Genomic DNA, 24,954 nt, shown 5'->3' on the forward strand with positions numbered 1-24,954 from the left:
ACACATAACATCCATGTTATGGTGGATAACATGTGGCATCCCTGCCACATTCGTCAATCCAAAGTTTACTTAAATTAAATTATGGGACAGCAGAGAGATAAAGCTGTCTTTTTGGAAATGGCATATTAGAAATAGTATTTTAGCAGTAGCATCGTTCTAGAAATTGGTGAAGGAGCTCTTGCTTGTAGGGTAGTGCTTATCATCTCCGGCTTTAGTTTCTCTTTCCCCGGATGAGAAGGTCAGGGAGGGGGAGAAATGCAGCTTTTAAGGGCTCACTTCCTCATTCTTCTGCAAGAATTTCGGTTTCCACTCACTGACAATCACTCCTAAAACCACCAAAGCTCCACCCAGGAGGGACAGTAGGGGCAAACGCTCACCCGCGATACGGCCAATTAAAGCAGCCCAAACCGGCTCACCTGAATAGATAATGGCAGCCTGCGCAGGGTCGACTGCACGCTGTGCCCAGTTCATCACCAGTTGAATGGCGGCACTGGCTAAACCTAAGCCAGCTAAAATGATCACGAGCGGCCAGGAAAAGACCGGATTCCAGTTTTCATCCGCTAGGGGCATCATACAAAAGGCAAAAATCGAGGCAAAGCCGAGCTGAATGACGGTGACACGCCGCACATTGACTTTACCGGCAAACAATCCGATCAGAATAATTTCCATAGCAATCGCGATTGAACCGAGAATGGTAATGATCTGGCCAAAGTTCAGCTGGATTGCACCAAAACCATTGCCGGTTAAAAAGACCAGACCTAAAAAGGCCAGCGCTGCTCCACACCAGGTCATGAATTGCGGTGTTTTACGGAACAATAGCCATAAAAGAATCGGCACCAGAGGTACATACAGCGCAGTTAAAAAAGCCGATTCACTGCTGCTGATGCTTTGCAGCCCAATGGTTTGCGTGCCGTAACCCAAGGCAATTACCAGACCAATCAAGGCTCCTGCGGCAATTTCTTTCAGCCGGATTCCAGCTAAATCTTTCCAGGAAAACAGGCCGACAAACAGCATGGCAGCAGCAAAACGACAGCCGACAAAAAACATCGGACTGGCAAAGTTTAAGCCGTATTGCACGGTAATAAACGAACCGCCCCAAATCAGGGTAATGAAAATTAAGGCAAGTTGCGGCGCTTTGGCTTTCAGGCCAGAAGGAAAATAGGGCATGGTAGCACAGAAGTGATTTTAAAATATCAGGAATAAAAAAGAGGTCCGAAGACCTCTTGGAGATACATCACGGAATTAAAGTGATTGTTCATCTAACAATAATTGCGCTTCACGAAGATTCAGCGTGCCTTCATAAATGGCACGACCGGTAATGGCACCTAAAATGCCCGGCTGGCCTTTTAAGTTGCGCACATCATCCAAGTTGGTCACGCCACCAGATGCAATCACAGGCAGGCCTGAATACGTCGCCAAATTGACGGTTTGTTCGATGTTTACACCCTGCATCATGCCGTCACGCGCGATGTCGGTATAGACAATGCTTGATACGCCAGCATCGGCAAAACGTTTAGCCAAATCTGTTGCTTTGACATCAGTCACGTTTGCCCAGCCATCAGTTGCCACCATGCCGTTCATGGCATCAATACCGACAATGATGTGACCGGCAAATTTTTTGCAGGCTTCTTCAACAAATTCAGGATTTTGAACTGCTTTGGTGCCAATAATCACAAAAGACACACCGGCATCCAAATAATGCTCAATGGTTTCCAGCGAACGGATACCACCGCCAATTTGAATAGGCAGTTCTGGTTGCGCTTTGGCAATTGCTTCCACCACAGGTTTGTGAATCGGTGTACCTGCGAAAGCGCCGTTTAAATCCACCAGATGCAAGCGACGTGCGCCTTCATTGACCCAATGCTGTGCAGTTGCAACCGGATCGTCAGAGAATACGGTATCGTCTTCCATACGGCCTTGTTTTAAACGGACACATTTGCCATCTTTCAGGTCAATTGCAGGGATGATCAGCATGCTTTCGCTCCTTGCCTAATCTTATTGAATTCATTGTGTTCCATCTTAACAAAGTATTGGCAAATCTCTAAGCACCAGTTTCAGCTTTTATTTTGCTGGGGCGAATGCGCAACTTTAATGTGGTATTGGGAATATGTTTGGGGAGTAAGCCTAAGCGTAATAATTCTTCAAACACTAAAACCGGGGCATAGGCATCGGCAGCGGCATAGTCAATCTGCTGTGGCGTCAGCGTTTTGCGTGCCCAGTTCGAGGTGCTGGTTTTTTTACTTTTGGGAAAGTTCACCTGAAATAGAAGCGCCATGGCATTTTTCAGTCCCATCGGATTGCTAAAGCCAAAGGCAGAAAAGCATTTCGACAGTTCAATCACACTGTTCAGTTCAATGCCTTTTTTACGGAACAGATGGGCATCATTTTTTAAGCCAAAGCCGACTTTAATCTGGTCACGGCTGGCAAAAATCGGCTTTAAAAATTCCCAAATCTCGTCATTCATTTGGAACAGGTAGGCTTTGTCCAAGGTCGCCAGCTGAATCAGATGTGGTCCAGTTGCAACTTCGCCCTTTTCAAAGGTGGGTTTGGATTCGCTGTCAAAACCCAGAACAGCACAGTGTTTTAATTCTGCTTCCAAAGCATGACATTGTTCTAGGCTGTGAATCACCTGAATCTGTTGCATCGGAAGGTTTTTAAATAAAGGGAAGACCTGAATCTGTTCTTTGCTGGGCAGGGTTTGAAGCAGTGGCTCTTCCATAATCATCAATAGTTTTCTTGGTTTGTATTCAGCTTAATCGCTTTTCGTATTTTAGGCAAAATAAAAGCCCAGTCGAAACTGGGCTTTGATGTGCAGCGTGGAAATTAGATATTCCATTCCACAAAGTTTTTCAGTAACTGTAAACCTGCGGTATGGCTCTTTTCCGGATGGAACTGAGTGGCGAACAGGTTTTCTTGATGCAGTGCCGTGCAGAACTCTAAACCATAGTCACAAGTGGCTGCCACAATGTTCTTGTCTTGCGGTTCAACATAGAAACTATGCACGAAATAGAAACGCGCATCCTGTTCAATGTCTTTCCACATTGGATGACTTGGGTCTGCCTGATGCACCTGGTTCCAACCCATATGCGGTACTTTTAAGCCTTCCATATCCGGAAAGCGCTTCACTTCACCTGCAAAAATACCCAGCGCATCGGTACCGCCATTTTCTTCCGAACGCTGCATCAGCGCCTGCATGCCGACACAGATCGCCAGCACAGGCTTGTTGAATACGGCATGGCGTACCACTTCATCAATACCGGCTTCATGCATGCCCTGCATACAGTCACGCATTGCACCGACCCCCGGAAAGACGATTTTGTCGGCTTGGGCAATCAGTTTGGGATCATTGGTGACATCTACAGTTGCACCGACATGTTCCAGGGCTTTAGCTGCAGAGTGTAAATTTCCCATACCATAGTCAAGAAGGGCAATACGGGTCATTACAAGGTACCTTTGGTTGAAGCTACTGTATTTTCTGCACGTGGATCGACTTCACATGCCATACGGAGGGCGCGGGCAAATGCTTTAAACACGCTTTCGATCTGGTGGTGGCTGTTTTTGCCTTTCAGGTTGTCAATGTGTAGCGTCATTAAGGCGTGATTCACAAAACCTTGAAAAAATTCAGAGAATAGATCAACATCAAAGCTGCCAATACGTGCGCGAGTGAATGGAATATCCATCCACAAGCCTGGGCGGCCCGATAAATCAACCACAACACGGCTTAAAGATTCATCCAGTGGGGCATAGAAGTGACCATAACGACGTAAGCCTTTTTTATCACCCAATGCCTGGGCAAATGCCTGTCCCAGGGTGATACCACAGTCTTCTACGGTGTGATGGTCATCAATTTCCAGGTCACCATCACAATGAATGTCAATGTCAAATAAGCCGTGTCGCTTGATTTGATCAATCATATGATCTAAAAATGGGACACCAGTATTGAGAGTGCCTTGACCTGTACCATCAAGATTCACACGAACTCGGATTTTGGTTTCGTTAGTGTTTCTTACCACTTCACTGATACGTTGCGTCATAGACACGTTCCTCAAAAACGTCAAAAATGATGATGTAAAATGTTTTTTCGCGGTGACGAAGTCCCCGCATATTAGATTGCTCAGGAGGGTTAATCAATGCCTATTACCGTACACGCTTATACTTCACTAGAAAATGACGAAGTGCGCAGCCAGCTTGAGCGACTGTATGACACTAGCCCGGAATTTGGAGATGGGCAGGATGCCATTGAACAACTAGAGCAAAACTTGGCTCAGTATACCCTAGTTTACACAGCAGAATTTAATACTAAAGTGATTGGGGCAATTTGGTGTACCGGGCAGGGGGAAAGCCGGACGCTGGAAAATATTGTGGTACACCCGGCTAACCGTGGACGTGGGGTTGCAGAACGGCTGGTTAGTGAAGTGTGCCGCATAGAAGAAGAAAAAGGCGTGAAGACATTTGAACCGGGCTGTGGGGCAATTCATCGCTGTCTGGCGCATCTGGAAAAAATTTAAACCCGTCCAACACATAAAAAAGCAGCCTTCAGGCTGTTTTTTTATAAGTGAAAAATATGGATACGATTAAACAATGATTTGAGTTTTAAATAAAAAACAGGCAAATAAACGCCAATTTGCCTTAAAAATAAGCACTTGCTTTAAAAAGCCCAAAACCTGCTTGACTGCAAAACACTTAAACTGTTTAATACGCGACATCGGCGTGATAGCTCAGTAGGTAGAGCAACGGATTGAAAATCCGTGTGTCCCCAGTTCGATCCTGGGTCTCGCCACCATATTCAAAATCTGATTTTAAGATTTCAATCCCTGATCCCATCAGGGATTTTTTTTGGGTAAAAAATACCCGATCAAATAAAAATGTCATGAATTATATTGACTATTGATAACAGATACGGCTTAATACACGGCATCGGCGTGATAGCTCAGTTGGTAGAGCAACGGATTGAAAATCCGTGTGTCCCCAGTTCGATCCTGGGTCTCGCCACCATATTTAAAAAATCCTCAAACACTGTTTGGGGATTTTTTTTGCCTGTCTGTTGGATATGGGGCTTATCCCTGCATGCAAGATGCGATAAAAGGGCGGATATAAGCGAATCTCATTAATGGATTGAGCGGTTTTGGAAAGACCGTCTATCCGAGTCCAAGTGAGCAAAAACGGAATTTCATGTAGGCTATAACCTATACAGATGCAGTGAAAAGCATTTTCCTTGCATAGCGTGAAGCTGCATTGCCTTGAAATTACGTGAGGAGTCAAGCTTATGAATCTTCTAAAAATCTCTGCTTTACCGTTGCTACTCGCCTGTACGGGGAACATGCTGGTCCATGCGGACGACACGGTGACCTTGCCGACACTGCAAGTATTGGCCGAGCCAGAACTACGTACAGAAACAGGGTTTGTACCGTATCAGAATGATGAAAAAAACCTTCGTGCTTTACAGCATCAAGTTATTCGTAATTCACGTGAAGCACAAAACTTTATGCTTGACAGCCATGTGGTTGCCAATCTGGAAATTCAGCCCTTACAATCACAGCCAGACCTGAATTCTTTACCTCCTATACTGCAACAGCATGTGGTGAATATCGCTCAGGGTTTACAGTCGAGTGATCCGACACAAGGCTTGTATATTATGTTACAGCCCTTTGGTATAGACCGTAACAACAGTATGCAGCACATCGACCGTGGTACGCATATACAGCTCGACCTGAAAAATGTCAGCATGGGTACGATTGAACATTAGATAATCCTCCTGCATCCGGGGTGATGACACCTAAAATGCAATAATTTTTCTTGTTTTACATCTCCATAGCTTGAGGTTTTTGTTCTTATAGAATCAAAGTAATAACAACTGGAGACTATGCAATGAAAAGAATCGCTCTCCCTGTATTCGCTTTTTTATCGGTTTTACTTACAGCTTGTGGTGGTAGCGGAAGCGGAGATTACTTTAACTCATCCTATGAAAAAACGTTTAGCTTCGGTAACCAGACTTATATTTGCCGCAGCGAAAAAGCGGCCGATGCCTGTGGCGGTACAAATCAGGACTGTTCAGCATGTGAACTGGAGTCACCTTCTTCAGTAGTCATTACCCAGTTATGTGCTCAGCCAGTCACAAATACCCATAAAGTGACAGTCAATGGCTGTGTGGTACAGCTGAGCAATGATACCCAAACCGGACTGTGCACTGCGGAAGGATTAAGGTTGCTTTCAGGAACCAACCTGACCAGACAGCAGGTCAATGCAGGGGCATTATTTCCCACTGGCAGCGTGAATATTCCTGTCGGAAACCTGATTGAAACCATCACCTGTAACTAAGTGGCGTATTTAAATCGCATGAAATTCCTTGCTGCACTGGTGATTGGCATACTCTGCTTTGGGTTGGGTTATTGGGTTGCCCAGTCCAATCCTGAAGCGGAACCGACTGTTTCTGAGCGCCATCAGGATATTGCTGTGGAAAATTTTATTTACACCATTCAGCAAAAAACGAAAACTCAGCCTGAACATCACCCGGCATTGCAGCAAGAGTTAAAAAAACAGAAAAATCAGGTGAATAGCCTGATAGATCAAGTCAGCCCTGAACAGATTGACACGTATCTGGCGCAGGCCTTTCCAGACTATGATTTATCCGGTGTCCACAACAAGCGCGCGTTTGCCAAGCGTCTGGTCAATGAGTTTGTCGATGCAAAAAATGATCCGCATGAAGCCATGAGCGGTCAGGCCAGCGTCACGGCGCAGCAACAATATGTAGCCAATCAGGTGCTGCCGAGACAGATTTATGCCGGACAGCAATTATTTGCCCATTTTGATACTTTGGGAAAAACACCGAATCATGAACAGGTTTTCGTTCGCTGGAGCAACCAGTCCACAGGTGAAGTACTGTTTTTTATGCCACAGCGTATCAGTGCCGGTCGGGAACAGAACTGGGTCGGTTTTAATCCTGCGAAGGGCTGGAAAACAGGGATATATGATGTTAAATATTATCAATTGAATGATCAGCTGGCGCCGATTGCCCAGACCAGTTTTAGAATTGATCAGGTCATTGATTAAACTTATAAAAATATTTGAGCATCGTTAAATGAAAGATCTTTTTTCTGAGGGTAGTCAGCGTTATAAACAGGCCCGTCCGGCTTATTCCACTCAAATTGTCAAAGAAATTTTAAAACATGTGCCTAAACGGAATTTTGCCTGGGATTGTGGGGCAGGCTCCGGTCAGTTTACCCAGCTTCTGGCGCCGTATTTCGAGCATGTGGTGGCCACCGATATCAGTGAAGCCCAGTTGCAACAAGCGCCTTATTTTGAAAATGTCAGCTATCAGCTGCAAGCGGCAGAGCAGACGACGATTCCGGACCAGTCCATTGATTTGGTGACGGTAGCGCAAGCCATACACTGGTTTGACTTTGACGCATTTTATAAAGAAGTAACACGAGTACTTCAACCTCAAGGGGTGCTGGCCATCATTGGCTATGGTCTCATTCAGGTTCAGGATGCTGCAATCAATGCTTTGGTTCAACAGCTGTATGCTGAAACCCTAAAAGATTATTGGGATAGCGAACGGCGTTATATTGATGAGCTGTATCAAACCATTCCATTTCCCTTTCATGAACAGGCGGTTCCGGAGCTGCGTCTGGAATATCAATGGACAGGACAGCAACTGCTCAGTTATTTAAAGACCTGGTCAGGCCTGAAACATTACCAGGAACACAACCGAAATGACCCGCTACAGCCGATTTCAGCGGCTTTGCAAACGGCAGCTGAATATTTAGATGTAACATTTCCTGTACTTCTGCGCGTCGGAATACGAGAAAAATAAAGATTATGACGGAATTTTATGTCAGCCGAGCAATAAGTCAGGAGAAGATAAAAATCTGATTTATAGCAACATGATCCAGCATAGAACTTTCTTATCGAAGCAATTCTCATGTTTTTTAAGCGGTGAAATGAGCAGTTTTTTTAACGAAAGTTAGAATGTTCGGCCAGACCACTGGTCTGTGGCAACTTGCTGAAAGGCGCATACGCTATACAATTATAGGTGTCGACGGTTGTTTGTTTACTTCAATTCATTGTTGAGTAGAACTGCCATGAAGATCCTAAAAAAATTGTCCTGTGCAATCGTAGCGATTGCCGCAAGCTTTTCTATTTCCTCTACTTTTGCCGATATAGCAGATGCACCTGGATTAACTCCTTTAACAGAAGCCGAGTTAAGCGCTGAAACCACCCCGGTGATTGAATATCGGACTGATCCTCAAAATGAGCGAGTTTTGCAGCATAGAATTATGCAGATCCAGATGGATACACAAAACTTTGTGGTTGATCCCACTATTCTGATGACCATCGATCTGGTTCCTGAAGCCCCTATGCCGGATATCAACAGCTTGCCATTGGCATTGCAGCAATATGTTCTGGCCATTGCCCGAGGTTTGCAGTCACCTGATCCAAGAGAAGGCCTGTATGTGCTGCTTGAGCCTTTTGGTATAGACCGTCGTGCCACCAATGTGCAAATTGCCCGAGAGCAAATTTCACTAGGTATTTTGGAAAATGTTCCGCAAAATTAATTCATTAGGTGATTGCAACTACAGCAAAAAACTCCTTTGAATAGGAGGGTGTACTCGAGTTTGATCGCTAAAATAGCAATAAAAAAAGGATGCCTATTAATGGCATCCTTTTTTACGGTTAAAATCCGTTATGCAGATTAAGCCGCAGATTTTTTAAACCAAGAGAAGAGGCCTTTTTTCTCAGCTTTTACTTCAGTTTTAACCGCATCCGTTTTTTCAGCTACGGCTTCTTTGACTTCAGCTGTTTTTTCTACAGTAGCATCTTTTGCAGCGACAGTTTTAGCCGCAGCGGTATCGGATACTTGTGCAGTTTTAGCAACGGTTGCATCTTTCGCTTCAACTGCTTTTGCTACGGCTGCATCTTTAGCTGCTACAGTTTTAGCTACAGTAGCATCTTTCACTTCAGCTGTTTTTTCTGCTACAGCATCTTTAGTTGCTACAGTTTTAGCGACTGCTACATTTTTAGCAGCTACAGTATTTTGAGCAGCTGTTTTAGAAGCAGTAGCAGCTTTATCTTTAGTTGTTGCAGCAGCTGATTTAACCGTACTCGCAGCCTGAATGGTATCTGCTTTTACTTGTGCTTTTAATGCAGCAACTTTAGCCGCCGGAGTGGTTTCTACAGCAGTGGCAGCCATAGCCGATGTTGTACCTGCAACTAAAGCGATAACTACAGCAGTTTTAATGGTATTCATGTTGGTTACTCAATCGTGAGAATAAAGAGATTTTTTGTACGGGTTATTTTAACGCTCAAGATCCTTACTTTTTCTGACTGAACAGCTTGTAGATGTTTAATTGTGTGAATATTCCACTAAATTTACAGAGTGATAACATGATGTTGCGAATGGGTTACATTAATTTTGAGTTTTTTGTCCTATTCCTGTTTAATTCAATAGGAATTGATATTTTTAATATTTGTAATCATTGAGTTTTTCTTGGGTTTTACTGGGTAAAGCGCGTATGCTGTTGAACACAGGAATCTTATCTTTTTAAACATGACAGTTTTGCAATAGAGTTGTCATTTGCCTTTCAAATTCGTTTGCTAGATTAAAACAGTCGCAAAGATCACGACATGAAATCTACGCAGGTGAGTCATGAAAACCCTACATGTTTTTGATGATATTCAGCATGTGTATAGTGAGTTTGTTGAAAATAAAAAATATCCGAAACTGGAAAGCTTAAACAACAGGGGTAAAACCCGTTCTTTCTTCAATCAATACTTTGAAATGATTGAAGGCTGGCACTATACCGAACAGATTGTGATTCGGTTCAATCAGCAATATTTTAGTCTGGACACGGGCAGTGCGCCTGATTTTATGGACCGGGAAAAATACATGATGTGGCTGCGCGAACAACTGTCGTAGTAAAATCGAAGTATCTTTACTTTTCTTTTTTTAAAGACCGTCAAACTGTCCGTACCGGGCAGTTTTTTGTTTTTTAATAGGATGCTTGGTTTGCCTGAATGGAGTGCGATAGGCTTATTTTAATCTGTTGTTGAACGAGCTATGCTAAAACATACATCATCAACTGATTAATTTCGGCCCGACCACCGATGTTTTGGAGCGCAGTCTTTTATGCAACAGCTGATTTGTTATAAAGAACTTCCTGTCTGGACACAACAGACTATTCCGCAAGGGTTTAAAAAACAGCACAATACCAAAGCCGGCACCTGGGCAAAGCTGACGGTATTCAAAGGTGAGCTGCATTTTGCCATGCTGGATGAATTTGGCAACGTACAGTCCGAGCATGTGTTTAGCCCAGAGCAGCAACCTCCATTTATTGAACCGCAGGCGTGGCACAAAATTGTTTCTGCCAGTGATGACATTGAATGTCAGCTGCAGTTTTACTGTCTGCCGCAAGATTATTTTCATAAAAAATATCAGCTTTCACCCACGCATTCGGAAATTTTAGCTGCTACGCCGTATTTACAAGGTGGTCGTGCTTTGGATGTCGGCTGCGGGCAGGGGCGAAATGCGCTGTATTTGAGTCAGCATAGTTTTGAGGTGGATGCCTGGGACGTCAATGAAAAGAGCCTGCAAACCTTAAAGCAGATTATTCAAAGCGAGCGAATTGATAACATTCAGGTACAGCAGCGTGATTTAAATGCAGACCCAAGTATTAGTGGCCGTTATGACTTTATTTGCTGTACCGTGGTGATGATGTTCTTGCAGGCCCAAACGGTTAGACCTTTGATTGCACAGATGCAGCAAGCAACCGAAATAAATGGCTTTAACCTGATTGTCTGTGCGATGGATACCGATGATATTCCTGCGCAGCCTGACTTTCCTTTTACGTTTAAAGCAGGCGAGTTAAGTGCCTTGTACGCGGGCTGGAAGATTGTGAAATACAATGAAAATGTCGGTGAGTTGCATCGGGTAGATGCACAGGGGAACCGGATTAAACAGCATTTCGCAACGTTGTTGGCGCAGCGGATCTTATGATTGTGTAAGCGGGTTAAGTATTTTTTAAATGTTGAGCTATTTGATAGAAGCCAAAACAAAGATATCTGAATTTACCTAAATAAATTTTTTTTCCTAGAGGTTTAATGATTTTGTGGAAAAAAACGATTTTTCCATATTCACTATCATCTTTAATTTTATCATTGCTTAAATTTAGGGTCTTTCCTTCCAATTTTTCTTCTAGTACATGAGAAGGATATAAATATTCTATTCCTGGGCAATGTTTTGCCGATTGTATTATGTAAAGATTTTTACAAACAAAGGCAACTCTAATTGAATCCCTTAAAATTTTTATTTCGTTATAAGTAGAATACGATTTTGCTGTATTAAAAGTACTATTTCCTGCTGGGTCATTATCGACAAAAATAATTGTTGGATACTTTGATTTATCAATTGATTTATATAAATGAGAGTACATTTTAATAAACTTACATAATTGGTCAGTTCCCCCTGAAAGATTTAAAGGCTGTGTGAATGAGCTAAGATGCTTCTCGAAGCTTATTATATCAAACTGATTCTTATGGAATAAATCTGTGTTTCTTAAATAGTTATAAATATGTTGAGGGTCAGTTTTTCCTTCACAAATAATTTTAATTTTTGATTGGTGAACAAAATTTATATGAAACATTAAATCGATATAACTTTTACTAAACCCTTTTAAGTTTTGATAAATTTGTAATGGTTCTAAGTTTTTATCAATAATATTTGTATGATTATATTTGATGCCTTTTATATTTTTTATATGGTTTGCAATACCAATCAAAGATTTTTCGCTGAAATCTATACCTATAGAATGATGCTTTGAACGCTCATATAAGCCAGTCTTACAATATTTGTCGATCATTGCTCTGGTATATTTATAGTAATTTGCATTTATATTAGCTTTTTTATTAACTGTTAAGCCTGTAACTTGTTGTCTTTTATATTTATCTCTAATTACTATTTTTTCTTCATTTATTTCAAATTGACATAAATTAATTGTATTTCTAATAGTCTTGCAAAGAACCCAGTTTTTTTCAATTTTTGTGACAATATCACTAGGGAAAGAATTTGTATTAAATGAAAAAGTTAAATCATCCGAGTAGCGTGAATAAGTAAATTTTTTTCTATTTGCTAGTTTGAATAAGCGATCATCTAAAATTGTACCTATGAAATTAGAAATTATAGGGGAGCATGGGCTTCCTTGTGGAAGATATGATTTATTGCTGATTGGATCTTTGTAACATGCAATTTGGGCAATAGTGACGGCAACTTCATAGTTTATTTTTAGATTTTTATTTTTAGAAAAATAACCAACAATACGACTAAATGTAATATTGGTGAAAAAATCTTTTAAATCTACATTTATAACTAATTTGGAACCAATATGTAGTTTAGCATTTTCATGAAAATCAAATTTTTGTTCTGAATCTTTACGATAGCTATAACAAAGTTGAGTAGAGCGAAAATTAACCTCATCATAAATTTTAGCTAATAAAATGGCTAACCGTTGTTGTATATATTTTAAATGATTATCAGGAGCTAAAATTTCTCTAGGTTTGCCATTCTTTTTATAAATTAATGCTTTATTATAGTGTTTAGAAATTGGTTGAGCATATAAAATATAACAAAATTGATTGTAATCTATATCTAATAGATCTGCTAAATCTTGCCTATTTTTGCAATTTTGTAAAAGTAATAAATTTGAACTCATAGAAGCTATCTGTGAAAACTCTTATGGCGAACCATCAAGCATTCTCAAAAGAGAGAAAGCCTCAAGGAATTATTAAAATCCTTCTTATACGAAAGAAATTTCAGGAAGACATAAGTTAGCTCATGTCCTGACCCTTAGAAATCAGATTGCGAAACACAATCCATGAATCTATTCACAGATAGCTTATTGAAAATAATATAAAAAATCCTCGCATAAAGCGAGGATTTTTCTTGATCTAAGTATTTAAATCTTAAACACGTTCGATAATCGTCGCGATACCTTGACCCAAACCAATACACATAGTCGCAAGACCAATTTGTGTATCTTGTTGTTCCATCACGTTCAGCAATGTAGTCGTGATACGCGCACCAGAACAACCCAATGGGTGACCCAAAGCAATTGCACCACCGTTCAAGTTCACACGGTCTTGCTGGTCATAAATGCCTAAGCCTTTAAGAACCGACAAACCTTGTGCAGCGAACGCTTCGTTTAACTCAAAAGTTTGGATGTCAGCAATTGACAAGCCAGCACGTTTAAGCGCTTTTTGTGTTGCAGGAACAGGACCAAAGCCCATGATTGCAGCATCACAGCCAGCAACCGCCATAGAGCGGATTACAGCACGTGGCTTAAGACCCAGTGCTTGAGCACGTTCAGCAGACATCAATAACATAGCAGAAGCACCGTCAGACAAAGCTGAAGATGTCGCAGCAGTTACTGTACCGCCTTTCGGGTCGAATACTGGACGTAACGCCTGAAACGCTTCAAGGTTGGCATCCGGACGAATCACTTCGTCAACGTCGCACAGGATTTTGAAGCCATTTTGGTCATGACCTTCAATTCCCACAATTTCGTTTTTGAAACGGCCTTCCTGAGTTGCAGCCCAAGCGCGGCGGTGAGATTCCACACCAAACGCATCCTGTTCTTCACGAGTAATGCCGTTCATGCGACCCAACATTTCAGCGGTTAAGCCCATCATGTTAGACGCTTTTGCATAGTGTTTAGATGCTTCAGGGTTAATGTCGATACCGTGCATCATGCCCACGTGGCCCATGTGCTCAACACCACCAATGATGAAGATATCACCTTGGTTAGTAGCAATTTGTGCAGCCGCGGTGTGGATGGCCTGCATAGAAGAACCACACAGACGGTTAACGGTTTGACCTGCAACAGTCTTCGGAAGATCGGCCAGTAACGCGATGTTACGGCCAATGTTCATGCCTTGTTCAAGCGTCTGGTTTACACAGCCCCAGATCACATCTTCAACTTCGTTGACATCAAACTGGTTACGAGCAACCAAAGCGCGAACCAATTCAGCAGACAAGCTGTCAGCACGTACATTGCGGAACATACCGTTTTTGGTTTTACCCATTGCTGAACGTACGCCATCAACGATGACAACGTCACGCGGATTTAAAGTAGCCATTCACGTTGCTCCTTAACCGTAGAATTTTTTGTTGTTAGCAGCCATGTCACGCAACATTTGTGGCGCTTCATAAGCCTTACCTAAGTGAGCGTATTTGTCGCAAAGTGCAACGTATTCAGCAACACCAGTTTGGTCGATGTAACGGCATGGACCACCGCGGAATGGAGGGAAACCTACACCCATAATCATCGCCATATCTGCTTCAGACGGCGTTGCAACAATGTTGTCTTCCAGGCAACGAACCGTTTCGTTACAGAAAGCCAGCATCATACGGTCAATGATTTCCTGAGCATCAAACTCACGTTTTTCCGCAGTTGCAACAGATGCCACAAGTTCGTACGCAGTTGGATCAACCACTTTGGCTTTCTTGCCTTTTTTGTCCAGTTCGTACTTGTAGAAACCAACATCGTTCTTTTGACCCAAACGTTTTGCTTCATACATGGTCTGGATTGAACCTTTGAAGTCCGGCTTCATACGGTCAGGGAAACCTTCCGCCATCACTTCTGCACCGTGAACGCCAGTGTCGATACCGACAACATCCATCAGGTAAGCAGGACCCATCGGCCAGCCGAAGCGTTCCATCACTTTGTCGATTTGCTGGAAGTCCGCACCGTCTTTAAGTAACAGGTCAAATGCACCGAAGTAAGGGAATAGTACGCGGTTTACCAAGAAGCCTGGGCAGTCATTCACCACGATTGGTGTTTTACCCATTTTCTGAGCAAGAACAACAGTGGTTGCAATCGCTTCAGCAGATGTCTTTTCACCACGGATCACTTCGACCAATGGCATCATGTGTACCGGGTTAAAGAAGTGCATACCCACGAAGTTTTCAGGACGTTCCAGGTTTTCAGCCAGACGTGTGATTGAAATTGTAGACGTGTTAGAAGCAATAATCGTGTTTTCACGAACTTTTGCTTCAGTTTCTTTCAGAACGATGCCTTTGACTTTAGGGTTTTCAGTCACCGCTTCAATCACGATGTCGACTTCTTTGAATTCGTCATAGCTTAAAGTTGGACGGATGCGCGCAAGCGTTTCACCCATTTGCGCAGGTTTCATTTTCTTGCGTTCAACTTGTTTCGTTAAAAGACCATTGGCTTCTTTCATACCCAAAGCAAGTTGTGGGTTGCCAATGTCTTTCATGATGATTGGTGTGCCTTTGCTTGCCGCCTGGTAAGCAATACCACCACCCATGATACCCGCGCCTAGAACGGCTGCCTGGTTGACAGGGTGCGCACCTTTTTCATATTTCTTGGAAGTTTTCTTCACGATCTGGTCGTTGATGAATAAACCGATCAACGCGCCCGCTTGTGGCGTAATCGCAGCTTTTGCAAAGCCTTCAGCTTCTACTTTTAATGCTTCGTTACGTGGAAGGCTTGCACCTGCTTGTAATGAATCGAGAAGAAGTTTTGGCGCCGGGTATTGAGCCGGGTTTGCTTTCGCAAGCACTGCACCTTTTGCTGTGTTGAATGCCATCATTTGTTCAAGCATATTCAACTTAACAGGGTCCAGTTTTTCCTGACGTTTTGCTTTCCAGTCCAAACGGCCAGCAATGGCCTGTTTCACCAGGTCAATTGCAGCGTCTTGCAGTTTGTCCGCAGCCACCACCGCATCCACAGCACCGTCTTTCAGCGCAGCAGCAGGTTTTTTTGGATTCGCCATCGCCATCCATTCAACCGCATTGTCGATACCGATGACACGGCTTAAACGCACCGTACCGCCGAAGCCCGGGAAAATGCCGAGTTTGATTTCAGGCAGGCCGACTTGAGCCGCTTCTGACATCACGCGGTAGTCACACACCAGGCACATTTCAAAGCCGCCGCCCAATGCCATACCATTGATTGCAGCAACTTTAGGAATCTCTAAGTCTTCAAATGCGTTGAAGATGTCGTGAACAGGCAATGCCCAATCCACAATCGCTTTTTCGCCTTGTGCGAAGTTGTCACCGAATTCAGTGATGTCAGCACCAACGATAAATGTTGATTTACCTGAGGTAACGATCAAACCTTTAATGGCGCTATCTGCTTTTACAGCTTCGATAGCAGCCTTAAAATCTTCAAGCGTTGCACGGTTAAATTTGTTGACCGACTCACCTTGTAAGTCAAAGCGGAATTCTGCAATTCCGTCCGAAAGCATTTGGACGGTAATGGCATTGCCAGCGTGGATCATGCCTGATCTCCTTTATTTTGGAGGACTTCTAAGTTGATGTTGTGAAGCGTGTACGCAATTCCAGCGTACATTTATGCTTCGCCAATCTTACGATAACTATATCCAAAAAGAACATAACAAGTTGTATCAAGCCGTGACGCTAGGGTCATCAATTTTTTTCCAACACACCCTAGTGAGGGGCAGCCTGATTTTTAATGTAGCGCTTAAAAATGTGATGAACTTTTTGTTTAGATTAAGGTTTTTTAATAATTTCGTGCTTGTTTATATCGGGTACAGCGTCACGATTGCAAGCTTTTTATGCCGCTGTTTTAGTCAAAATAGTCAATCCATCAAAATTTTCAGCTCTACAAATGCAGTTTTAAACTGAAATTTTTAAGTTAAAAGATCATGATTTGGCAGGTTTGAAGGAAAGCTGGAGTTTATCAAAGCGAGGTACAGGTGCAGTCAAATACTTGGCCCGGCATTTGACTGCAAGCGTGATGATAACAATGATTATTCGGGCTGAATGATCAATTGCCCTTCAGCAAAATTCACCGTGAGCTGAGCCTTTTCCGGATAATTTAAAAAATACAGCGCCAGAAGCGGTTCCAGTTCGGTGCGCATTCTGCGGGCCAAATGGCGTGCGCCAAAACGGATATCATGATCTTTATAAAAGTGGGCTTTGGCGGCATCGGTCAAAACCACAGCACGCTTTTGATGCTGCAGGCGCTGGTTCAGCTTTTGCAGTTCAATGTCCACCAGTTTCGGCAGGGCCTCATCCTGTACCGCCTGATAATGCAGGGTGCGGTCAATCCGGTTTAAAAACTCGGGATCAAACTTGCGGTACATGACTTTTTCAATAATGCTCCGGGTCGGCATTTTTTTCAGACACAAATCCTGCATTTTCTTCGGCAAGAAATTCAGTTTATCCAGATATTGCTGCGCGGCTTGCGCTCCGACATTGCTGGTCATAAAGATCATGCAGTTACGAAAGTCGATGGTTTTGGTGCCTGAAGTGAGGGTGAGTTTTCCGGTATCCAGCACATTCATTAAGCCGCGAATCACTTCAGTTGAGGCTTTTTCCAGCTCATCAAACAGCACCATGCCCGGACGGGTATGGCTGCCTGCAATGGCAGTTTCATCAAACAGGCTATGACCTTCTTTGGAGCCGACATAGCCCGGAGGTGCACCGGTAATGGCAGCGGCATAGTGTTCTTGTGCCAGGGTATTCATATCGATGCGGCAGAAGGCATCCGGACGGCCATAGATGGCTTCACTGATTAAACGGACCGTTTCGGTTTTACCAACACCGGTCGGGCCGAGCATCAAGGTTACGGACAAGGGGCGCTCGGGACTGGAAAAATCGGCTTTGACTACATGCAGCATTTTTTCAATTTCATGCAGCGCGGCATCCTGTCCAATAATACGCTGCTTCAGCAGCTGCATGACTTCAAGCGGTTCAAAATGAAAACGCGGCTTGCCAATCAGTTTATCTTTTTCAGATGTGCTATGCGTTGCAGTAACGGGTTTGACAATATGCATGGCGTGACTGGTGGTCGTCATTCAGTTTGATCCAAATTATTCAGATGACTTGAGCATAGCAAAATAAGCGCAATTTACTTATAGCTTTTAGCAATCAGGTGATTGCTGGAACTTTGTTTGATGAAGGGAAAATACCGAATTGGCTTGAAAATGGCGTGAAAACCATCACATCATGTAGCAAAGCTTATCCAATTTAAATCAGGCTGAATGTGAACGAAAACGCACGAGAACATATTGAAAAGATTCTGGCCCATATGACCACTTTACCGGGCGTTTACCGCATGCTGGGCAAAGACGGTGAATTGCTGTATGTGGGCAAGGCCAAAAATCTGAAAAACCGTGTGTCGAGCTATTTTGTCAAAACCATCGAACATCCGAAAACACAGGCTTTGGTGGCGCGGATCTATGACATTGAAACGCTGGTGGTGCGCTCGGAAACCGAAGCCTTATTGCTGGAACAGAACCTGATCAAGCTGCATCGTCCGCCGTACAACATCATGCTGCGCGACGACAAATCCTATGTCTATATTTTTGTTTCCAGCGACAAGCCTTATCCGCGTATTGCTGCCGGTCGAGGCAAAGGCAAACATCAGGTCGGCAAGTTCTTCGGGCCTTATCCGAGCGCCTATAATGCGCGGGATACTCTGGTCGTGCTGCAAAAATTGTTTAATGTGCGGCAGTGTGAAAACAGCTATTTTGCCCAACGCAAGCGTCCGTGTTTGCAGTATCAGATTAAACGCTGTAGCGCGCCCTGTGTCGGTCTGATTTCGCCTGAAGATTATCAGGAAGATGTCAAAAACTCGATTCGATTTTTACAGGGCGATACCAAAGAACTGAATCAGGAACTGATTCAGAAAATGGAAGAAGCCGCTGAAAAGCTCGAATTTGAAAAAGCCGTATTTTATCGTGATCGCATGGGTTTATTGCGTGATGTGCAAGCCAATCAGGCAATTTATAAACTCAAAGGGGAAGCTGATATATTGGCGATTGCCTATCATGCCGGGGTGACCTGCGTGCAGATCATGCATGTGCGCAACGGCAAAATGCTGGGCGGTAAAAGCTATTTCCCGGATATGCTGGGCGATGATCTGGGACAAATGCTCTCGGACTTCATGGCGAACTTTTATTTTCAGGTGGCCGATGAAGTGCCAGCTGAGCTGATTGTCAATGTCGAGCTTGCGGACCGCAAAGAGCTGGAACGGGCGTTGCAACAGGAATTCGGCAAAAAGGTGCAGATCAAACACAATGTTCGCGAAACCCGGGCCGAGTGGTTGGAACTGGCCAATATGAATGTGCAGCATGCCATTAAAGGCCAGCTCGCCAATCATTTTGAACTGAATGAACGCTTTCATCAGCTGGAACAGGTGGTCGGCCGTCCCGTCGACCGGATTGAATGCTTCGATATCTCGCATACCATGGGCGAAGCCACCATTGCCTCTTGCGTGGTGTTTGATTCGGGCGGTGCACGAAAACGCGATTACCGCCAGTTCGCCATTGATGATATTACCGGTGGTGATGATTATGCGGCTATGCGTCAGGCACTGACCCGCCGTTATAAAAAAGCCATGCTGCCGGATTTACTGTTGATTGACGGCGGTAAAGGTCAATTGCATATGGCAATGGAAGTGATGCAGGAGCTGGGACTGGACGCATTTATGGTCGGGGTATCCAAAGGCGAAGGGCGTAAACCCGGTCTGGAAACCCTACATTTTACTGATGGCACGAAAATCCAGTTGCCGGAAGACCATAAAGCGCTGCATCTGATTCAACAGGTGCGTGATGAGGCACACCGTTTTGCCATTACCAAACATCGGGCCAAACGCGAAAAGAAACGTGGCTCATCGGTACTGGAAGTGATTCCAGGACTGGGACCGAAACGTCGCCGTGATCTGTTGACCCATTTTGGCGGCATTCAGGGTGTACTGAAAGCCTCGGAAAATGACTTGAAGCTGGTGCCCGGTTTGGGCGATGTGATGGCCCGAACCATCTATAAGGTGCTGCATGAATAGATGCAAACCGATTGGCCAAAGTGCTCACTGACGCGGCAGTCATTGATCATTCACAACAGTTGAAAATAAGTGAAAGATAGAGCCAATCAAAAAATCCAAAGGACGAAGGATGTCACTGCGCCAATTATTCACAGCAATTGAACAGGATGAATGGGTCAATATTCCACCAGGCTGGCTACAGGGGCGTACCATTTATGGCGGACTGGTGGCCGGGATGATGATGCAAAAAGCTTTGCTCGCGGTTGCCGATGCAGAAAAACAGCTGTTAAGTACTAGTGTGACTTTTGTCGGGCCAGTGCAAATGGCACCAGTCCGGTTGAGTGCTGAAATCTTGCGTCAAGGCAAATCCGTAACCACGGTTGAAGTTCGGCTCTGGCAGGACGATGCCGTACAAAGTATTTTGATTGCCAGTTTTGGAACGCATCGCCAGTCTGCGATTTCAGTGCAGCAGGAACGACTTGCACCTGAGTTTCCAATGCCTGAACAATTAACCATTGCACAGCATCATCCTTTAGCACCGGAATGTTTTGGGCAGATGGACCTGGTCTGGGTGGATGGGCAATATCCGTGTAGCGGCAGTGTCAAACCTGATTTTAGTGGCTGGATGCGTTTTAATCCGGACCGGCATGACAATCGGGACATGAGCATTGCCGACTTGATGGTGGCTTTTGATATATGGCCGCCTGGCGTCTTGCCGATGTTTAAGGCATTTGCACCGGCCAGTTCGCTGACCTGGCATGTGACCTATGTGCATCCTTTAAAAAATCAGCTGCATGATTGGTTTAAATATAAAGTATTTACCGATTATGCCGCAGAGGGTTATTCGACCGAGTATGCTCATCTTTGGGATGCAGAAAATAGACTGATTGCGATTTCCAGACAGACAGTTACCGTGTTTGCCTAGTGACACTTTATGGCAATTCGTATAAAGTGACTCTTATTAACGATGAATCCATCCTCAAAATATGTGTGGTTTTTCATTGTACATAAAGGGGAAAAATTGGCGGTGTCTATGACTACAGGTCGCATCCTGAATATTCCGAATATCTTGACTTTGGCGCGTATTGCTTTAATACCGGTTTTCTTGCTGGTGGCATACTGGCCACCTGCGGTTGGTGTTGCAGGTCATGATGCAAATGTGACTCGTCACATTATTTTAACGGCCATTTTTGTCATTGCTGCTGTAACTGACTGGTTTGATGGATATTTGGCGCGCTCACTCAATCAAACCTCCGCATTTGGCCGTTTTTTGGACCCTGTAGCGGATAAGCTCATGGTTGCGGCTGCATTGATTGTTCTGGTGCAATGGCAACCGACCATTTCTATGGCCTTTGCAGCCATTGTCATTATTTCCCGTGAAATTACGGTTTCTGCCTTACGCGAGTGGATGGCAGAGCTTGGGGCTCGTACCAGTGTGGCGGTATCGACAGTGGGCAAATATAAAACCGCTTTTCAGATGATTGCGATTTCAGTGTTTTTACTGAACTGGCAACCACTTGAAATGTTGGCTTATGCATTGCTTTACACTGCGGTCATTCTGACTTTATGGTCGATGTTTATTTATTTAAAAGCGGCATGGCCTTATTTAAAACAGCCTTAAGCTCAGCTTTAAAAAATTCAAAAAACGTCCTGAAAGCAGGGCGTTTTTTATTTCTATGAGGTTTTCGTGAAAGAGAAGGATTAAAAATAACGGACAAAAAAAATCCTAGATTTTGGGGGAAACCTAGGATTGAAATCGGGGATATTTATTATTGTTATAAGATGGATAACCATCTACTTGAGACCAAGTATAGGGGAGGACAACAGTCAAATCATGTGTGTTATTGTATTGTAATGTATAGTTTTATTGAGAAATGTATTTTTTAATTACAGTTATTTCTAAATGTTTAAAAAGATTTATGGGATAAGTAGAATTTTTAAAATTAAAAATAAAATAGAAAATTAAAGTCGTATTCGGGTTTTTTAGGAAAGCTTAGATGAGCATTTGAAGTGCAACCCCCTATTCTGGCCATCTAAAGCATGGCTTCTCGTCTTGCGTAAATTTCAAAGCAATGCTCTGCTTATTATTTGAGCTTAGGCACGGTCTTCGCCTTGCGTTTGGGTGGAGCAGTAGTTAATAAATAAAAAGGAGCCTTTTTAGACTCCTTCATGACATTTAAAACTACGTGCTTCGCTTGTCTTGCATAATTTTCAAAGCAACGCTTTGAATTTCAACTCGAAGCATAGCTTCTCGTCTTGCGGCGTGGCGGAGCAGTGCTCCGCTTTATCACGCCTCAGGCTTTAGACCTTCAGCTTTTTCCAGTGAATCATCATTATTGAAGAATTTTTCACGTTGTTCTTCAAGAAATTTCTTTGCATCCGGTTCAAACACGTTTAGGCGTTTCTCGTTAATGAGCGTCGTTTGATGCTTGAGCCACTCTTGCCAGGCCTGTTTAGATACAGTGTCAAACAGCTCCTGACCTTTTGCCCCTGGGAAGGGAGCAAAGTCTAAACCTTCCATTTCTGTTTGATACTTACGGCAAAAAACTTGTCGAGACATATCCGTTTTCCTTAAACGTAGAGTTTTTCTAAACGAGCGTAGGCACGGGCAATGGCTGCTTCAACCTGTGCAGGGGCAGTCCCACCAATGTGGTTACGCGCATTTACAGAGGCTTCAAGCGTTAATGCCTTTTCAAACACGTCCGCTTGAATCAGGTCAGAGAACTGTTGCAGCTGCTCAAGTGTCAATTCAGACAGATCCTTGCCTTCCTGAACGCCAAGTGCAACCGCTTTACCGACAATTTCATGCGCATCACGGAAAGCCACGCCATTTTTCACCAGGTAATCGGCAAGGTCAGTTGCAGTCGAGAAACCACGTAATGCAGCTTCACGCATGATTTCGATGTTTGGTACCAAAGCAGGAATCATGTCGGCAAAGGCCATGAGTGAACCGCGAACGGTATCAATCGCATCAAACAATGGTTCTTTGTCTTCCTGGTTGTCTTTATTGTACGCAAGCGGTTGACCTTTCATCAGGGTCAACAGGCTCATCAGGTCACCGTATACGCGGCCAGTCTTACCACGAATTAACTCAGGCACATCCGGGTTTTTCTTTTGCGGCATGATTGAAGAACCGGTACAGAAACGGTCTGGAATGTTGACAAATTTGAACTGCGCAGAGGTCCACAGGATCATTTCTTCAGACATACGCGACAGGTGCATCATAATTAAAGATGCAGCAGCGTTAAATTCAATGCCGAAGTCACGGTCAGACACAGCATCCAGCGAGTTTTCACACACGGCTTCAAAACCTAAAAGCTGTGCGGTGTATTCACGCTCGATTGGATAGGTGGTACCTGCGAGTGCAGCAGAACCTAGCGGCAGGCGATTCACACGTTTACGGCAGTCGATCAAACGCTCAGAGTCACGTACCAGCATTTCAAACCATGCCATCAAGTGGTGACCAAAAGTTACCGGCTGGGCAGTTTGCAGATGGGTAAAGCCCGGCATAATGGTGTTGGTATTTTTCGCCGCCAGACCCAAAATGCCTTTTTGTAATTTTTGCAATAACGCTAAAATGGCATCAATTTCATCACGTACATATAAACGGATGTCTGTCGCCACCTGGTCGTTACGGCTACGGCCGGTATGCAATTTTTTACCGGTGATACCAATACGACTGGTCAAGCGCGACTCGATATTCATGTGCACATCTTCTAGATCAATGCGCCATTCGAAATCACCTGCTTCAATTTCAGCTTTAATGGTGTTTAAACCGTTAATGATGTCATCACGTTCTTGTTCAGTTAAAACACCGACTTTGGCAAGCATGGTTGCATGCGCAATAGAACCTGCAATATCTTGTTTATAAAAGCGTTGGTCAAATTGAACAGATGCTGTAAATTCAGCAACAAATGCGTCAGTAGCTTCAGAGAAACGACCGCCCCACATACCCGAAGTTTGGGCTTGTGACGGATTTGAGGAATTAGAAGATGTGGTCATATCGGCTCAATAAAATAAAAAGCAGTAATTTGAACAAGAGTATAGCAAATTCAGAATCACTTGCCGAAAAACAAGTCGATCCAACTTCGACGTATACAGATGATCGGAAAAACAATGACGCCTATTTTTTTACGAAAATAGGGCATTGGCAACATCTAATTGAATTATTTATTGCCAGTAATATTTTGGCCGTCATCCTGGCACTGGCAGAGGCACAGTCCTGGACGGCATTAAGCCTGAGCCGTGTATTGCAATATATGTTGTTCATTGACTGGGTTTTACTGGCTTTTGTGGCGTTGACCGAGCGCCTGCAGAGCAAAATCCAGCACTTCAGTTTTGGCCAGACCCTGGTGGTGGGCTTTATTTTGCTGCAGATGATCGTGCTCGTGACCACGGTGGTGCTGAATGGGGTTATTTTCTTTGGACAAAATTTTCAATTCGCTCATATCACTGCAGCAGTTTTACTGGATGGCGTGGTGTTGCATCTGAGCTATGGTGTACTGATTGGTGCATTTTGTTTTCGCTATCTGTATATGCGAGAACAATGGGCACGTCAGCAAAACAGTGAATTGAATGCACGTATTCAGGCCATGCAAGCGCGGATTCATCCGCATTTTTTATTTAATAGCCTAAATACCGTAATTAGTTTGATAACCATTGATCCAGATAAAGCGGAACAAATGTTACTGAATTTATCCCAACTATTTCGTGCAAGTTTTAAGGAGCTTAAGCTGGTTCGCTTAAAAGATGAGATTGAGCTGTGTCAGCGTTATCTGGCCATTGAGCAGATTCGCTTGGGGAACCGCTTGCAGGTGGAATGGAAATATGACGATGAAGTTCTATTTTCTCAGATACAAATTCCGTTATTAACTTTACAACCTTTAGTGGAAAATAGTATTTTTCATGGAGTTGAAAAATTTCTAACAAAGAGTACGATAAGCATATTGATTGAAATATTGCAAAATCAAGTCAATATAGTCATTACTAACCCTTATACACAGGATAAAATAAATTTACGGCAGGGACATGGTATTGCAGTTGAAAATGTAAAGCAGCGACTTGAGGCATATTATGGTCGCTCTGCAACTTTTCAGACATACGCGGGGAAGGGAATGTTTACCACAGTTGTGCAATATCGATATAAATAAAA

Annotated in this window: 24 protein-coding genes and 2 tRNA genes; 14 read left to right on the top strand and 12 right to left on the bottom strand. The window is 43.6% G+C overall.

What is annotated here, in order from left to right; all coding sequences use genetic code 11:
• Positions 1–264: 264 nt before the first annotated feature.
• From BLP85_RS14320 to hisB, 5 genes are all read right to left on the bottom strand, one after another.
• The gene (locus tag BLP85_RS14320) at positions 265–1,167 is read right to left on the bottom strand and encodes a DMT family transporter (protein WP_092820991.1); all 903 of its coding nucleotides are present in this window, start codon (positions 1,165–1,167) and stop codon (positions 265–267) included.
• A 75-nt stretch (positions 1,168–1,242) separates the two neighbouring features.
• Positions 1,243–1,974, bottom strand: coding sequence for a 1-(5-phosphoribosyl)-5-[(5-phosphoribosylamino)methylideneamino]imidazole-4-carboxamide isomerase (hisA, locus tag BLP85_RS14325; protein ID WP_086197722.1), 732 nt, complete (start codon positions 1,972–1,974; stop codon positions 1,243–1,245).
• Between the two features lie 67 nt (positions 1,975–2,041).
• Positions 2,042–2,719, bottom strand: coding sequence for a 3'-5' exonuclease (locus BLP85_RS14330; RefSeq protein ID WP_092821056.1), 678 nt, complete (start codon positions 2,717–2,719; stop codon positions 2,042–2,044).
• Positions 2,720–2,823: 104 nt separating this feature from the next.
• Positions 2,824–3,441 (bottom strand): imidazole glycerol phosphate synthase subunit HisH, encoded by a 618-nt coding sequence (hisH, locus tag BLP85_RS14335; protein ID WP_092820993.1) that lies wholly within the window; start codon positions 3,439–3,441, stop codon positions 2,824–2,826.
• Positions 3,441–4,034 carry an imidazoleglycerol-phosphate dehydratase HisB gene (gene hisB / locus BLP85_RS14340; protein WP_086197720.1) on the bottom strand — a complete coding sequence of 198 codons (594 nt, stop codon included), beginning with the start codon at positions 4,032–4,034 and terminating at the stop codon, positions 3,441–3,443. The genes hisH and hisB overlap by 1 nt, the downstream gene beginning before the upstream one ends.
• A 96-nt stretch (positions 4,035–4,130) precedes the next feature.
• Between hisB and BLP85_RS14345 the strand changes: the two genes are divergently transcribed.
• The 8 genes from BLP85_RS14345 (at position 4,131) to BLP85_RS14380 (ending at position 8,555) form a co-directional block, all read left to right on the top strand.
• Positions 4,131–4,508 carry a GNAT family N-acetyltransferase gene (locus BLP85_RS14345; protein WP_092820994.1) on the top strand — a complete coding sequence of 126 codons (378 nt, stop codon included), beginning with the start codon at positions 4,131–4,133 and terminating at the stop codon, positions 4,506–4,508.
• Between the two features lie 199 nt (positions 4,509–4,707).
• Positions 4,708–4,783 (top strand) — tRNA-Phe (locus BLP85_RS14350).
• Between the two features lie 136 nt (positions 4,784–4,919).
• A tRNA-Phe gene (locus tag BLP85_RS14355) sits at positions 4,920–4,995 on the top strand.
• A 271-nt stretch (positions 4,996–5,266) separates the two neighbouring features.
• Complete coding sequence (locus tag BLP85_RS14360; protein WP_092820996.1) at positions 5,267–5,746, top strand: hypothetical protein; 480 nt, start codon at positions 5,267–5,269, stop codon at positions 5,744–5,746.
• Between the two features lie 122 nt (positions 5,747–5,868).
• Positions 5,869–6,318, top strand: coding sequence for a hypothetical protein (locus BLP85_RS14365; protein WP_092820998.1), 450 nt, complete (start codon positions 5,869–5,871; stop codon positions 6,316–6,318).
• 18 nt (positions 6,319–6,336) lie between these two features.
• Positions 6,337–7,050: a hypothetical protein gene (locus BLP85_RS14370; protein WP_092821000.1), complete on the top strand. Its 714-nt coding sequence runs from the start codon at positions 6,337–6,339 to the stop codon at positions 7,048–7,050.
• A gap of 28 nt (positions 7,051–7,078) precedes the next feature.
• On the top strand, positions 7,079–7,813 hold the full coding sequence (locus tag BLP85_RS14375; RefSeq protein WP_092821002.1) for a class I SAM-dependent methyltransferase: 735 nt from the start codon (positions 7,079–7,081) through the stop codon (positions 7,811–7,813).
• A gap of 268 nt (positions 7,814–8,081) precedes the next feature.
• Positions 8,082–8,555 carry a hypothetical protein gene (locus BLP85_RS14380; protein WP_092821004.1) on the top strand — a complete coding sequence of 158 codons (474 nt, stop codon included), beginning with the start codon at positions 8,082–8,084 and terminating at the stop codon, positions 8,553–8,555.
• A gap of 137 nt (positions 8,556–8,692) precedes the next feature.
• On the opposite strand, the gene BLP85_RS14385 is transcribed toward BLP85_RS14380, so the two are convergent.
• Positions 8,693–9,247, bottom strand: a complete 555-nt coding sequence (locus BLP85_RS14385; protein WP_092821006.1) for a hypothetical protein — start codon at positions 9,245–9,247, stop codon at positions 8,693–8,695.
• 399 nt (positions 9,248–9,646) lie between these two features.
• On the opposite strand from BLP85_RS14385, the gene BLP85_RS14390 reads away from it, so the two are divergent.
• The gene (locus tag BLP85_RS14390) at positions 9,647–9,916 is read left to right on the top strand and encodes a hypothetical protein (protein ID WP_092821008.1); all 270 of its coding nucleotides are present in this window, start codon (positions 9,647–9,649) and stop codon (positions 9,914–9,916) included.
• Between the two features lie 210 nt (positions 9,917–10,126).
• The gene (tehB, locus tag BLP85_RS14395) at positions 10,127–10,993 is read left to right on the top strand and encodes an SAM-dependent methyltransferase TehB (protein ID WP_092821010.1); all 867 of its coding nucleotides are present in this window, start codon (positions 10,127–10,129) and stop codon (positions 10,991–10,993) included.
• A gap of 13 nt (positions 10,994–11,006) precedes the next feature.
• On the opposite strand, the gene BLP85_RS14400 is transcribed toward tehB, so the two are convergent.
• The 4 genes from BLP85_RS14400 to BLP85_RS14415 all read right to left on the bottom strand — a co-directional run bounded on the left by BLP85_RS14400 (position 11,007) and on the right by BLP85_RS14415 (position 17,835).
• Positions 11,007–12,704, bottom strand: a complete 1,698-nt coding sequence (locus tag BLP85_RS14400) for a reverse transcriptase domain-containing protein (protein WP_092821012.1) — start codon at positions 12,702–12,704, stop codon at positions 11,007–11,009.
• Positions 12,705–12,954: 250 nt separating this feature from the next.
• Complete coding sequence (gene fadA / locus BLP85_RS14405) at positions 12,955–14,127, bottom strand: acetyl-CoA C-acyltransferase FadA (protein WP_092821014.1); 1,173 nt, start codon at positions 14,125–14,127, stop codon at positions 12,955–12,957.
• A gap of 12 nt (positions 14,128–14,139) precedes the next feature.
• Positions 14,140–16,293: a fatty acid oxidation complex subunit alpha FadB gene (fadB, locus tag BLP85_RS14410; RefSeq protein WP_092821016.1), complete on the bottom strand. Its 2,154-nt coding sequence runs from the start codon at positions 16,291–16,293 to the stop codon at positions 14,140–14,142.
• 492 nt (positions 16,294–16,785) lie between these two features.
• Positions 16,786–17,835, bottom strand: a complete 1,050-nt coding sequence (locus BLP85_RS14415) for an AAA family ATPase (protein ID WP_092821018.1) — start codon at positions 17,833–17,835, stop codon at positions 16,786–16,788.
• A gap of 188 nt (positions 17,836–18,023) precedes the next feature.
• Here BLP85_RS14415 and uvrC point away from each other — a divergent pair, with 188 nt between their 5' ends.
• The 3 genes from uvrC (at position 18,024) to pgsA (ending at position 21,423) form a co-directional block, all read left to right on the top strand.
• The gene (uvrC, locus tag BLP85_RS14420; protein ID WP_092821020.1) at positions 18,024–19,823 is read left to right on the top strand and encodes an excinuclease ABC subunit UvrC; all 1,800 of its coding nucleotides are present in this window, start codon (positions 18,024–18,026) and stop codon (positions 19,821–19,823) included.
• A 109-nt stretch (positions 19,824–19,932) separates the two neighbouring features.
• Complete coding sequence (locus BLP85_RS14425; RefSeq protein WP_092821022.1) at positions 19,933–20,727, top strand: acyl-CoA thioesterase; 795 nt, start codon at positions 19,933–19,935, stop codon at positions 20,725–20,727.
• Between the two features lie 108 nt (positions 20,728–20,835).
• The gene (pgsA, locus tag BLP85_RS14430) at positions 20,836–21,423 is read left to right on the top strand and encodes a CDP-diacylglycerol--glycerol-3-phosphate 3-phosphatidyltransferase (RefSeq protein WP_092821058.1); all 588 of its coding nucleotides are present in this window, start codon (positions 20,836–20,838) and stop codon (positions 21,421–21,423) included.
• 666 nt (positions 21,424–22,089) lie between these two features.
• Here the strand turns inward: pgsA and BLP85_RS14435 are convergent.
• On the bottom strand, positions 22,090–22,362 hold the full coding sequence (locus BLP85_RS14435; protein WP_092821024.1) for an oxidative damage protection protein: 273 nt from the start codon (positions 22,360–22,362) through the stop codon (positions 22,090–22,092).
• Between the two features lie 11 nt (positions 22,363–22,373).
• Positions 22,374–23,804, bottom strand: coding sequence for an argininosuccinate lyase (gene argH, locus BLP85_RS14440; RefSeq protein ID WP_171259731.1), 1,431 nt, complete (start codon positions 23,802–23,804; stop codon positions 22,374–22,376).
• Here argH and BLP85_RS14445 point away from each other — a divergent pair.
• Positions 23,795–24,952 carry a sensor histidine kinase gene (locus BLP85_RS14445; RefSeq protein ID WP_092821026.1) on the top strand — a complete coding sequence of 386 codons (1,158 nt, stop codon included), beginning with the start codon at positions 23,795–23,797 and terminating at the stop codon, positions 24,950–24,952. The two genes, argH and BLP85_RS14445, sit on opposite strands and share 10 nt — an antisense overlap.
• Positions 24,953–24,954: the final 2 nt, after the last annotated feature.

The sequence above is a fragment of the Acinetobacter kookii genome (genome assembly GCF_900096895.1).
GTDB classification, from domain to species: Bacteria; Pseudomonadota; Gammaproteobacteria; order Pseudomonadales; family Moraxellaceae; genus Acinetobacter; species Acinetobacter kookii.